We start from the raw sequence: 12463 nt of genomic DNA on the forward strand, positions 1-12463 counted from the left end.
CACCAAATCCGCCGCCACCGCCGAAACCACCGCCGCCACCGGAGCCGCCACGGCCGGCGGGAAGGATACCGAGCATCTGGCAGACAAACACCGTCAGGATGAACAACATCACCAGAAACACGAACAACGCCGGGTGCCGGGAAATGAAGTCGTCAGAAGGATCACCGCTCGACTCATAAACCGTCGACGGCTCGTCCAGCGGATTGCCGCCCAGCACCACCAGCATCGCCGCGACACCGTCGCTGATTCCCTTGCTGAAATTGCCGCTTTTGAAGGCCGGGGTGATGACTTGATGGATGATCACCGAGGTCTGCGCATCGGTCAGCCGATCCTCAAGACCGTAGCCGACCTCGATGCGCAATTTGCGCTCGTCCCGGGCGACGATCAGCAGCGCGCCGTTGTTCTTGTCTTTTTGGCCGATGCCCCAGTGCCGCCCCAACTGAACGCCGAAGTCCTCGATGGTAGTGCCTTGCAGATCCGGCAGCGTGACCACCACCAATTGCTCGCCGGTCGCTTGTTCATGGGCCTGCAACTGTTGGCTCAATTGCGCGCGCACCGAGGGTTCAAGCATCTGCGCTTCGTCCACCACGCGCCCGCTCAGTGCCGGGAACGTCAACTCGGCCCGGGCGCTGACGGCGAACAGCCACAGCATCAGCACCAGGCCCATCTTCAATACGCGCATGGGCAACCCCGGATCAGAATTTCACTTCCGGGGCCTTTTCTGCACCGGGCGTGGTGGCTTCGAAGGTTTCGCGAATCGGCAAGTCGCTGTACATAACGCTGTGCCAGAGACGGCCGGGGAAGGTGCGAATCTCGGTGTTGTATTTCTGTACCGCCAGAATGAAATCGCGGCGCGCCACGGCAATGCGGTTTTCCGTGCCTTCAAGTTGCGATTGCAGGGCGAGGAAGTTCTGGTTGGCCTTGAGGTCTGGATAACGCTCGGACACCACCATCAGACGGCTGAGCGCGCCGGTCAGTTGGTCCTGCGCCTGCTGGAACTGCTTGAGTTTTTCCGGGTTGTCGAGGGTGCTGGCATCGACCTGAATCGAGGTCGCCTTGGCCCGCGCTTCAATCACGGCAGTCAGGGTTTCCTCTTCATGTTTGGCGTAGCCTTTCACCGTTTCCACCAGGTTGGGGATCAGATCGGCCCGGCGCTGGTACTGGTTCTGCACCTGGCCCCATGCCGCTTTGGCCTGCTCGTCGAGGGTCGGGATGTTGTTGATGCCGCACGCCGTCAGCAGCGTGGCGAGCACTAGCAGCGTGGCGACCTGCAAGCGCGAGCGATAGGTTGGACTGACATTCATCGCGGTGATGCTCCTTGGCACATTTCATTATAAAAACCGGGTGCGAAACATTCTCGGCCGGCTCTTGGGGCATAATCGGCCGCGTCGCTGGATTACGACGGGGCAATGGGCTAAAAAGTGCCCTGCGTGATCATGCTGCCAAGTGTCGGCTGCCGTTTTTGGCTCTGCTTGTTTGAGCCTGTACCCGAACAACAATAGTCGCTCCCTAACTTTTGGCTGGCCGGCATCGCATTTGCCGTTTGGGCCCTTGAGAAAAATATTCATGAAGAAGCTGTGTTTGCTGGGTCTGTTCGTCAGCCTGGCCAGTCATCAAGTACTGGCCGCCACGACCCCGGTACCCCTGGAAAACAAGGATGCGTTCATCAGCAACCTGATGAAGCAAATGACCCTCGACGAGAAAATCGGCCAGTTGCGCCTGATCAGCATCGGCCCGGAAATGCCCCGCGAGCTGATCCGCAAAGAGATCGCCGCCGGCAATATCGGCGGCACGTTCAACTCGATCACCCGCCCGGAAAACCGTCCGATGCAGGACGCGGCGATGCGCAGTCGCCTGAAGATTCCGATGTTTTTCGCGTACGACGTCATCCACGGTCACCGTACGATTTTCCCGATTCCACTGGCTCTGGCTTCAAGCTGGGACATGGACGCCATCGGCCAGTCGGGGCGCGTTGCCGCCAAAGAAGCCGCCGCCGACAGCCTCGACATCACCTTCGCGCCGATGGTCGACATCTCCCGCGACCCGCGCTGGGGCCGCAGCTCGGAAGGGTTCGGTGAAGACACCTACCTGACCTCGCGCATCGCCAAAGTCATGGTCAAGGCCTATCAGGGCGAGACCCCGAGCGCCGCCGACAGCATCATGGCCAGTGTCAAGCACTTCGCCTTGTATGGCGCGGTCGAGGGTGGCCGCGACTACAACACCGTCGACATGAGCCCGGTGAAGATGTACCAGGATTACCTGCCACCGTACCGCGCCGCGATTGATGCCGGCGCCGGCGGCGTGATGGTCGCGTTGAACTCGATCAACGGTATTCCGGCCACCGCCAACACCTGGCTGATGAACGATCTGCTGCGCAAGGACTGGGGCTTCAAAGGCCTGGCGGTCAGCGACCACGGGGCGATCTTCGAGCTGATCAAGCACGGCGTCGCCCGTGACGGTCGTGAAGCGGCGAAGCTGGCGATCAAGGCCGGCATCGACATGAGCATGAACGACACCCTGTACGGCAAAGAGCTGCCGGGGCTGCTCAAGTCCGGTGAGATCGAACAGAAAGACATCGACAACGCGGTGCGCGAAGTCCTCGCGGCCAAGTACGACATGGGCCTGTTCAAGGACCCGTACCTGCGCATCGGCAAGGCTGAAGATGATCCGGCCGACACTTACGCCGAAAGCCGTCTGCACCGCGCCGAGGCCCGTGAGGTCGCGCGTCGCAGTCTGGTCCTGCTGAAGAACCAGAACGAAACCCTGCCGCTGAAGAAAGACGCGAAAGTCGCGCTGGTCGGCCCGCTGGCCAAGGCACCGATCGACATGATGGGCAGTTGGGCTGCCGCCGGGCGTCCAGCACAATCGGTGACCTTGTTCGACGGCATGAACGCACTCATCGGCGACAAGGCGAACCTGATCTACGCCCGTGGCGCCAACATCACCAGCGACAAGAAGGTCCTCGACTACCTGAACTTCCTCAACTTCGACGCCCCGGAAGTGGTCGATGACCCGCGTCCGGCCAACGTGCTGATCGATGAAGCGGTAAAAGCTGCCAAGGACGCCGACGTAATCGTCGCAGCCGTCGGCGAGTCCCGTGGCATGTCCCACGAATCCTCCAGCCGTACCGACCTGAACATCCCGGAAAACCAGCGCGAGCTGATCCGTGCGTTGAAAGCTACCGGCAAACCGCTGGTATTGGTGCTGATGAACGGCCGCCCACTGACCATCCTCGAAGAAAACCAGTCGGCTGACGCGATCCTGGAAACCTGGTTCAGCGGCACCGAGGGCGGCAACGCCATCGCTGACGTGCTGTTCGGCGACTACAACCCTTCGGGCAAACTGCCGGTGACCTTCCCGCGTTCCGTGGGCCAGATTCCGACCTACTACAACCACCTGAGCATTGGCCGGCCGTTCACGCCGGGCAAACCGGGCAACTACACCTCGCAGTATTTCGATGACACCACCGGTCCCCTGTTCCCGTTCGGTTATGGCCTGAGCTACACCCAATTCGCCCTGAGCGACATGGCGCTGTCATCGACCACGCTGAACGCCACCGGCAAGCTCGACGCCAGCGTCATGGTGAAGAACTCCGGCAAGCGTGACGGCGAAACCGTGGTGCAGTTGTACATCCAGGACGTCACCGGTTCGATGATCCGCCCGGTAAAAGAGCTGAAGAACTTCCAGAAAATCATGCTCAAGGCCGGCGAACAGAAAGTCGTGCACTTCACCATCACCGAGGATGACCTGAAGTTCTACAACGCCCAGCTCAAGTACGCGGCAGAACCTGGCAAGTTCAACGTGCAGATCGGCCTGGATTCGCAGGACGTGACGCAGCAGAGCTTCGAGTTGCTGTAATTTTTCAGGAAACACATAAAACTTGTGGGAGCTGGCTTGCCAGCGATGGCGGCCTGACAGTCAACTAAGATGTTGAATGTGATGGCCTCATCGCTGGCAAGCCAGCTCCCACAATGATTTTTGGGGTTCCGGTTACCCGCGTCTATCGAGGATGTTGACCACCAACCGATCCACCCATCCCCAAATCCGCTGCTTGAACCGCCGCCACAACGGTCGGCGCTGCCACTCCTCCAGGCTCACCAACTGGCTCAAGCCAAAGTCTTTCTCGAAACTCGCGACCACCGCTGCCGTCAACGACGGGTCCAGTGCCTCAAGATTCGCCTCCAGATTGAAGCGCAGGTTCCAGTGGTCGAAGTTGCACGAGCCGATGCTCACCCAGTCATCCACCAGGACCATTTTCAGGTGCAGGAAACACGGCTGGTATTCGAAGATCTGCACGCCAGCCTTGAGCAGGCGCGGGTAGTAACGATGCCCGGCGTAACGCACCGACGGGTGATCGGTGCGCGGCCCGGTCAGCAGTAACCGTACGTCGACACCACGGGCCGCAGCCTTGCGCAGGGAGCGGCGAATCTTCCAGGTGGGCAGGAAATACGGCGTAGCCATCCAGATGCGTTTCTGCCCGCTGTTCAAGGCGCGGAACAGCGACTGCAAAATGTCGCGGTGCTGACGCGCATCGGCGTAGGCCACACGGCCCATGCCCTCGCCCAAGTCCGGCATCTTGGGCAAGCGTGGCAGACCGACATGCGCCGACGGCTTCCATGCCCGTCGATGACGGTTGGCGATCCACTGACGGTCGAACAGCACCTGCCAGTCGAGCACCAGCGGGCCGGTGATTTCCACCATCACCTCGTGCCATTCGCTGGTGTCCTGACCCGGTGTCCAGAATTCATCGGTGACACCCGTGCCGCCGACCACTGCCAGACGCTGATCGACCAGCAGCAATTTGCGGTGATCACGATAGAAGTTGCCGACCCAGCGCCGCCAGTTCAGGCGATTGTAGAAGCGCAGTTCGACGCCTGCATGGATCAGGCGCTGACGCAGGTTGAGGGTAAACGCGAGGCTGCCGTAATCATCGAACAGGCAACGCACTCGCACCCCGCGTTCGGCGGCTTGCACCAGCGCTTGCACCACGGCCTCGGCGCAGGCTCCGGCCTCGACCAGATACAACTCCAGCTCGACCTGTTCTTCGGCACGGGCAATCTCCACCAGCATGCGCGGGAAGAACTGCGGGCCGTCGATCAACAATTCGAAGCGGTTGCCGTCACGCCACGGGAAGATTGCGCCACGCATGTCAGCGCGCCGTGAAAATCAGCACCGCACCCACCGGCACCGACAGACTGATGGCCGACAGGTCGGCCAGTTTGCGCAGGCTGTCGAGACCCGGGACGAGGTCAAAATCCTCGGCGTTGATCACCAGCGGTTCCAGCGTCACCACTTGAAAACGTCGGTCATCCAGACGAGTCGCCAACAGCTCGGCCGGGTATTCGTGTTGCTTGCCGTGCAGGTTGACGGTCAGCGGCAGACGCAATTCCAGTTGCGCGCCGGGGGCCAGATCGTTGATCGGGCGCAGGTCGATTTGCGTAGTGATGATGGCTTCAGGGAATTGCTCAATCTGGAACAGCTCCTTGCGCATGCGTTCGTCACGCAACGGGATGCCGCTGTTGATCGAGTCCAGTTCGACTTCAACCTCGGCGCGGCCGTTGGGGTCGACCTTGCCGTGCAGCACCAGAAAGCGCTGCACTTCGGAAATATGCGCGTTTTTCGTGCTGACAAACGACAGCCGCGACGACTCGCCGTCCAGATACCAATTGGCCTGCGCCGGCAGCGCAGCGGCGGCCAGCAGCAGGCTGGACAGGGTTGTGAAGAGGGAGCGGTTGAACATTGAACACTCGTGGGGCCGATAAACCTGCACGAACCTTAACCGCCCCCACGGTTATTGCAAACTCGATCACCGCAAATCCACCGATTGATTAACTCCCTGTGGGAGCTGGCTTGCCAGCGATTGCGCCGGCATAGGCGGTACATGTGTGACTGACACTCCGTCATCGCTGGCAAGCCAGCTCCCACAGGGGCTTCTATTCACAGGTGGATTGGGTGTGCTCAGGGATCGAGGCGACAGCCCTGACGCTCGCTTTGCCATTGCGCACTGTTGTGGCGGCCCATGCCGCTGACGGTGATGGTTTTGCGGGTGCTGTCATCGGTGAATTGGCTGGTCGGCAGCCATTGTTTTACGTAGCCATGGCAATACTCGGCGTCATTGTTCATCACGTACCGACAGGAACAATATTCCTTGGCGGTGTAGGCGCTGATGATGTCCGGAAAGGCCCACAGATTTTCCCGTTCGTAGACGCCCCAGCCGAGCAGCACGACAAGCAGCACCAGCAAGAAGCGCTTCATGGCTGCACCGCCTTCAGCACACGCTTGAGCAATTCGTTGTGGCGGTAGCTGCCGTCGCGATCATCGCCGTAGCGCACGATCACGATTTTCTCGCTGGGAATCACGTACAGCGCCTGCCCCCAATGGCCAAGTGCGGCGAAGGTGTCGGATGGGGCATCGGGCCAGGGTAACGGCGCGCCATCCGCCGGGCGATTGAGCCACCACTGACCGCCGGGGACGGCTTCGTCCTGATGGGCCTTGTATCCGTTGAAAGGTTTCAGGTTAAAGGCGAGCCAGTCCTTGGGCAGCAATTGCCGATCATGCCAACGCCCGTCGCGAGCCATTAACAGACCGACCCGCGCTAGATCCCGGGCAGTCAGGTAGGCGTAGGAAGACGCGACAAACGTGCCGCTGGCATCGGTTTCCCACACGGCGTGGCGAATGCCCAACGGTTCGAACAGCGCCGTCCATGGATAGTCGGGATAACGCTGCGGGCCGACGATGGTTTTCAACGCGGCCGCGAGCAGGTTGCTGTCGCCACTGGAATAACGGAACGCCTGCCCCGGCGCCGCGTAGCTGTCGTGATCAACAGTGAACGCGGCCATGTCGCGGTGGCCACGGGTATACAGCATCGCCACCACCGAAGATTTCAGCGGGGCGTATTCGTAATCTTCTTGCCAGTCGATGCCGGAGGCCCAGTGCAGCAGGTCGGCTATTTTGATCGCCGGGTGTTTGTGCAGCGCCGGGTAAAACTTCACGGCGGGGTCTTCAAGCTTGAACAAGCCTTCGCCATAAGCCACGCCGAGCACACTGGCCATCAGGCTTTTGCTGATCGACCAGGTGAGGTGCGGAGTCAGTTCGGTAGTCGGGCCGGCGTAGCGTTCGTAGATGATCTGGCCGTCGCGGATGATCAGCAGGGCATCGGTGCGGACGCCTTTGCGGGTAGTGTCATCGCGAGTCGGGAAGGCATAGCTCTGCAGATCTTCAACCGCCGTGATCCGGGGGCCGACCGGCCATTGTTCGCCGGGCCATTGCTCGGCTTGAACGGTAAAGCTGAGCAGCAGCAGAAACAGCAACAGGCCTTTAAACATGGTGACGGCTCTGGAAATGAACCTGCTGAGCCTAGTCGGGGTTGATGACAGATTGGCGATTTTTGTTGCTCATGAAACCGCCATCGCTGGCAAGCCAGCTCCCACAGGTTGCACAGGTGTTCACAAAATTTGTATCCACTAAAGAACCCTGTGGGAGCTGGCTTGCCAGCGATGAGGCCTGTCAGGCCTCCGCCAAAGCCTTGGCCAGCCGCTTGGCCCGAGCCCCCGCCGCCAACTGCATCACGCCCTGATCGCGCTGCCACATCGCTGCCCACTCGGGATCACTGGCGGCCAGCGCCTGATCGATTTCGGTCTTGAGCGATTCAAACTGCGCAAACAACCCACCCAGCAACACATGCCCCGGCGGATTGTTCGGCGGCTGCCGGCTCGCTTCCGCACAACCGGCCAGCAACGCGAGCAAGCGTAATTGCAGTGGCTGCGGCCAGTCGCTGTCCTGCCCGACGCCATACAGCCACGCGGTCACTGCGCTCAAGACATAGACATCTTCAAGGGTGCGAAACGGCTTGACGTAAGCGTCCCAACCGTCGCCGGCAAGCAGTTCGCACAGCGCGCCGTCGAGGTGCAAGCGACCGTGGCTGATGTCCGGCATCAACGGCAGCGCCGGCAGCTTTTCCACTGTCACGCCGGGTTCGCCGGGATACACCACCGCCAGGCTCAGTCGCGGCTCCTCGCCGGGTTCCTCACTGCGCGCGGCGATCAATAACCAGTCCGCCGCATCACCGGCGGTGACGAAATCCTTGCGGCCAGTCAGACGCAAATCGCTCAACCGCGTCTGCATGTCCGCCGGGCGCAAGCTGCGCTGTTCGGTCGCACACAACGCGCCGAGGCTCAGCGGCGCACTCGGCCACAACATACGCAACGCCGCTTGATAACCGACCAGAAATGCCAGCCCCGGCGTCGCCATCCGCCGCCCGCCCGCGACCGCCAATTGGAACGGCGTGACGTTGCCCAGTTGATGCAACAACGTCGCAAAACCTTCGGCAAGGTCAGCAACGGCGGGCAATCGTTCACGGCTTTGCAGCAGATCTGGCCAGGGCATAAGAGGCTCCTTGTGGGCTGTCATATAAGCATCACCAAACTTTCATGGCGATGACACCGGGGCTACATAGCCTGACTTTGCACAACACGGCTGCATAAAGAAAGTCGATCGGCTGCAACCCACGACGGGTTAAAGGCCCGTACGGAGATTCACATGACTCAGATCGCCCGCATCAGCGACACCGGCAATGAACGCCGCCTGCAAGCCGAACGCCTGATCGGCGCCGAGGCCTTGCAGCAAGCCCAGGCCTTGCGCTTCAGCGTTTTCAGTGGCGAGTTCAACGCCAAACTGAAAGGCGCGGAACTGGGTCTGGACATGGATGATTATGATGTTCACTGCAGCCACATCGGCGTGCGTGATCTGAACACCGGGCGCCTGGTGGCGACCACCCGTTTGCTCGATCACACCGCCGCCAGCAGCCTGGGCAAGTTCTACAGCGAAGAAGAATTCAGCCTGCATGGCCTCGCTCATCTGCAAGGCCCGATCCTCGAAATCGGCCGCACCTGCGTTGACCCGGCCTACCGCAATGGCGGCACCATCGCCGTGCTTTGGGGGGAGTTGGCCGAAGTGTTGAATCAGGGTGGCTACAGCTACTTGATGGGCTGCGCGAGCATCCCGATGCAGGACGGCGGCATTCAGGCTCACGCGATCATGCAACGCCTGCGCGAACGTTATCTGTGCACCGAGCATTTACGCGCCGAACCGAAAAATCCGCTGCCGACGCTGGATATCCCCTCCAACGTGATTGCGGAGATGCCACCGCTGCTCAAGGCCTACATGCGTCTGGGCGCGAAGATCTGTGGCGAGCCGTGCTGGGACGAAGACTTCCAGGTAGCGGACGTGTTCATCCTGCTCAAACGCGACGAACTCTGCCCGCGCTACGCCAAGCATTTCAAGGCGGCCGTGTGATGAGCCGGTTGCGGGTGTACGCGCGGATTGCGCGAGTGCTGCTGGTGGTCTCGCTGGGCTTGAGCATGGCCAGCGTCTTCGGTGTGTTTGAACGGATTGGCCTGGCGCATTCGATGGAGCGTCGCCAGCGCTGGTCGCGGTTTTTTATGGCGCGCCTGAGCAACGCCCTGCCCTTTCGCGTGACAGTTCACGGTGAATTGCCGAAGCAGCCGATGCTGTGGGTCAGCAACCATGTGTCGTGGACCGATATCCCGCTGCTGGGCATGCTCACGCCGTTGTCGTTTCTGTCCAAGGCCGAAGTGCGTACCTGGCCGGTGGCCGGTTGGCTCGCGGCGAAGGCTGGCAGCCTGTTCATCCGTCGCGGTTCGGGCGACAGCCAGTTGATCCGCAAACAGATGACCCGTCACCTGCAAAGCGATCATTCGCTGCTGATGTTCCCGGAAGGCACGACCACGGACGGGCGCTCGCTGCGCACGTTTCACGGGCGCCTGCTGTCGGCGGCGATTGATTCGGAGGTGATGCTGCAACCGGTGGCCATTCGTTATTTGCGCGACGGTGAGATCGACTCGCTGGCGCCGTTCATTGGTGACGATGATCTGCTGTCGCACCTGATGCGTTTGTTCAGCAACGATTGCGGCGATGTCGAAGTGCATCTGCTCAAGCCGATTGCCTGCCAGGGCCGGGAGCGTGCGGCGCTGGCGTTTGACGCGCAGCAGGCGGTGCAGAAGGCGTTGTTTGGCGCGATTCCGGAAAAGCAACAAACCCCGATGCGCCCGGCCATCGCCGCCTGAAACACCAATCCAGAAATCACCCTCGGCCCCTGTGGGAGCTGGCTTGCCAGCGATAGCGGTAGACCAGCCGACACGAATGTTGAATGTGCCGACGCCATCGCTGGCAAGCCAGCTCCCACAGGGATTCAGGGTGTTGTTGAGGATTGTGCGAAGTCTTGCAATTGCGGGTAGAACAACGCGAAGTCCTCACTGAGCGGCTCATACAACCGCCGCAATTCCTGCATCGCCCCCGCCAGTTCTTCCGGCTTAGTCAGACGCCGGGAGATGCCGCGCAACACCTGCTCCAGCACTTCAAACTCGCGGTACGAACCCAACCAGTCGTTGGCGACCATGTGCGGGGCGATCTTCGCCAGGCGTTCGGGCAATTGCCGCTCACGGGACAGCACCCGATAGACGTCGGCGGTGAACTGCTCCAGCGGTTGATCGGCATACAAGCGCCAGTCCCGCGCCAGGCAATGGTCGAAAAACACATCGAGGACGATCCCGGCATACCGCCGTCGGGTCGCGGAAAAGCGCCCCAGCGCGATGTCCACCAACGGATGGCGATCGGTGAACACGTCAATCCGTCGATGCAGTTGAATCGCCGCTTCAACCTGCGGCGCAAACTGCCCTTGCAGCCGCCCTTTGACGAAATCGCCATACAGACTGCCGAGTAATTGCTCGGGGCGCTGGCCACCGAGGTGCAAATGTGCGAGATAGTTCATGGGCGCAGCTTAGCACTGCGCGCTTTCATCGCTACACCCAACGTATCGTTATAACCCGATATACCGATTTATGCGGTCGTCAGATCAAATTCATATTGGTATATCGCGAAGTACCGATTTAAAGTTCGCCTCATCGCGATATAGCGCTACAGACATCACGAGCCCCAAGCCATGAACATCGACCTCGACGAAATAATAAAAGCCCTGGCACACCCAGTACGGCGAGACATCCTCATCTGGCTGAAAGACCCCAAAGCCCAGTTTCCGGAACAGATCCACAACCACGAGTACGGCATCTGTGCCGGGCAGATCGACCAACGCTGCGGCCTGTCGCAGTCGACCGTATCGGCGCACCTGGCCACCCTGCAGCGCGCCGGGTTGATCAGCAGCCAGAAGGCCGGTCAGTGGCACTTCTTCAAACGCAACGAAGACGTGATTCAGGCGTTCCTCGACGCCATCGTCAAAGAGCTCAGCGCTCCCACAAGGAATTGATTCAAATGCCCCTCTCGCTACTCATTCTGGCCTTGAGCGCCTTCGCCATCGGCACCACCGAGTTCGTCATCATGGGCCTGCTGCCCGATGTGGCGGCCGACCTCGGTGTGTCGATTCCCGGCGCTGGCTGGCTGGTGACCGGTTACGCCCTGGGCGTGGCCATCGGTGCGCCTTTCATGGCACTGGCCACCGCCAAATTGCCGCGCAAGGCTGCACTGGTCGCGTTGATGGGGATTTTTATTGTCGGCAACCTGCTCTGTGCGCTGGCCAGTGATTACAACGTGCTGATGTTCGCCCGTGTCGTCACTGCGCTGTGCCACGGTGCGTTCTTTGGTATCGGTTCGGTGGTAGCCGCCGGTCTGGTAGCGCCGAACAAACGCGCTTCGGCGGTCGCGTTGATGTTCACCGGTCTGACCCTGGCCAACGTCCTCGGCGTGCCGCTGGGCACTGCACTGGGTCAGGAAGCCGGCTGGCGTTCGACCTTCTGGGCAGTGACCGTGATCGGTGTGATCGCGCTGATCGGTCTGATCCGCTTTCTGCCGGCCAAGCGTGACGAAGAAAAACTCGACATGCGCGCCGAACTGGCCGCGCTCAAAGGCGCCGGTATCTGGCTGTCGCTGAGCATGACCGCGCTGTTCGCCGCCTCGATGTTCACCCTCTTTACCTACGTCGCGCCGTTGCTCGGCGATGTCACCGGCGTTTCGCCAAAAGGCGTGACCTGGACTTTGCTGTTGATCGGCCTCGGTTTGACCGTCGGCAACATCATCGGCGGCAAGCTGGCCGACAAACGCCTCGGCGCCACGCTGATCGGCGTGTTCGTGGCGATGGCGGTGGTCTCCACCGTGCTGAGCTGGACCAGCGTCGCGCTGATCCCGACCGAAATCACCCTGTTCCTCTGGGCCACCGCCTCCTTCGCGGCAGTGCCGGCCCTGCAAATCAACGTGGTGACCTTCGGCAAGGCTGCACCGAACCTGGTTTCGACCCTGAATATCGGTGCTTTCAACGTCGGCAACGCGCTTGGTGCCTGGGTCGGCGGCAGCGTCATCGCCCACGGTTTCGGCCTGACCAGCGTGCCTTTGGCCGCAGCCGCTCTGGCGGTGCTCGCCCTGCTGGTGACCCTGATTACTTTCCGTCAGAACGGCAATGCCGAGCTGGCCCCCGCGACCAACTGATTAACCACTT

General features: G+C 61.0%; 13 protein-coding genes. 5 read left to right on the forward strand and 8 right to left on the reverse strand.

All coding sequences use genetic code 11. From position 1 onward, the window contains the following. Together AC3WMT_RS29345 and AC3WMT_RS29350 are read right to left on the reverse strand one after the other, a co-directional pair. Window positions 1-682 (reverse strand): TPM domain-containing protein (locus AC3WMT_RS29345; RefSeq protein ID WP_103307000.1); only part of this gene is annotated, 682 nt, incomplete at its 3' end. Window positions 683-695: 13 nt separating this feature from the next. Further along, window positions 696-1304 (reverse strand): LemA family protein, encoded by a 609-nt coding sequence (locus AC3WMT_RS29350; RefSeq protein WP_103307001.1) that lies wholly within the window; start codon window positions 1302-1304, stop codon window positions 696-698. A gap of 262 nt (window positions 1305-1566) precedes the next feature. Here AC3WMT_RS29350 and bglX point away from each other — a divergent pair, with 262 nt between their 5' ends. After that, on the forward strand, window positions 1567-3858 hold the full coding sequence (gene bglX / locus AC3WMT_RS29355; RefSeq protein WP_103307003.1) for a beta-glucosidase BglX: 2292 nt from the start codon (window positions 1567-1569) through the stop codon (window positions 3856-3858). A 132-nt stretch (window positions 3859-3990) separates the two neighbouring features. Here bglX and AC3WMT_RS29360 read toward each other — a convergent pair whose 3' ends face one another. The 5 genes from AC3WMT_RS29360 to AC3WMT_RS29380 form a co-directional block, all read right to left on the reverse strand. After that, window positions 3991-5148 (reverse strand): phospholipase D-like domain-containing protein, encoded by a 1158-nt coding sequence (locus AC3WMT_RS29360; protein ID WP_103307005.1) that lies wholly within the window; start codon window positions 5146-5148, stop codon window positions 3991-3993. 1 nt (window position 5149) lies between these two features. Then, entirely contained in the window at window positions 5150-5740 is a 591-nt protein-coding gene (locus AC3WMT_RS29365) for a YceI family protein (RefSeq protein WP_103307007.1), read from the reverse strand. A gap of 218 nt (window positions 5741-5958) precedes the next feature. Next, complete coding sequence (locus AC3WMT_RS29370; RefSeq protein WP_103307009.1) at window positions 5959-6255, reverse strand: amidase; 297 nt, start codon at window positions 6253-6255, stop codon at window positions 5959-5961. After that, window positions 6252-7325, reverse strand: coding sequence for a serine hydrolase domain-containing protein (locus AC3WMT_RS29375; RefSeq protein ID WP_103307010.1), 1074 nt, complete (start codon window positions 7323-7325; stop codon window positions 6252-6254). Before AC3WMT_RS29375 ends, AC3WMT_RS29370 begins: the two co-directional genes overlap by 4 nt. A 181-nt stretch (window positions 7326-7506) precedes the next feature. After that, window positions 7507-8385, reverse strand: coding sequence for an acyl-CoA dehydrogenase middle domain-containing protein (locus tag AC3WMT_RS29380; protein ID WP_103307012.1), 879 nt, complete (start codon window positions 8383-8385; stop codon window positions 7507-7509). Between the two features lie 153 nt (window positions 8386-8538). Here AC3WMT_RS29380 and olsB point away from each other — a divergent pair, with 153 nt between their 5' ends. After that, window positions 8539-9294, forward strand: coding sequence for an L-ornithine N(alpha)-acyltransferase (gene olsB, locus AC3WMT_RS29385; RefSeq protein ID WP_103307013.1), 756 nt, complete (start codon window positions 8539-8541; stop codon window positions 9292-9294). After that, on the forward strand, window positions 9294-10085 hold the full coding sequence (locus AC3WMT_RS29390) for a lysophospholipid acyltransferase family protein (RefSeq protein WP_103307014.1): 792 nt from the start codon (window positions 9294-9296) through the stop codon (window positions 10083-10085). Before olsB ends, AC3WMT_RS29390 begins: the two co-directional genes overlap by 1 nt. A gap of 125 nt (window positions 10086-10210) precedes the next feature. Here the strand turns inward: AC3WMT_RS29390 and AC3WMT_RS29395 are convergent, their stop codons facing one another. Continuing rightward, window positions 10211-10789, reverse strand: a complete 579-nt coding sequence (locus AC3WMT_RS29395; RefSeq protein WP_103307016.1) for an acyl carrier protein phosphodiesterase — start codon at window positions 10787-10789, stop codon at window positions 10211-10213. A 171-nt stretch (window positions 10790-10960) separates the two neighbouring features. Here AC3WMT_RS29395 and AC3WMT_RS29400 point away from each other — a divergent pair, with 171 nt between their 5' ends. After that, window positions 10961-11281: an ArsR/SmtB family transcription factor gene (locus AC3WMT_RS29400; RefSeq protein ID WP_103307017.1), complete on the forward strand. Its 321-nt coding sequence runs from the start codon at window positions 10961-10963 to the stop codon at window positions 11279-11281. Between the two features lie 5 nt (window positions 11282-11286). Continuing rightward, entirely contained in the window at window positions 11287-12453 is a 1167-nt protein-coding gene (locus AC3WMT_RS29405) for an MFS transporter (protein ID WP_103307019.1), read from the forward strand. The last annotated feature ends 10 nt before the right edge of the window (window positions 12454-12463 follow it).

Source organism: Pseudomonas sp. FW305-7, assembly GCF_058786735.1.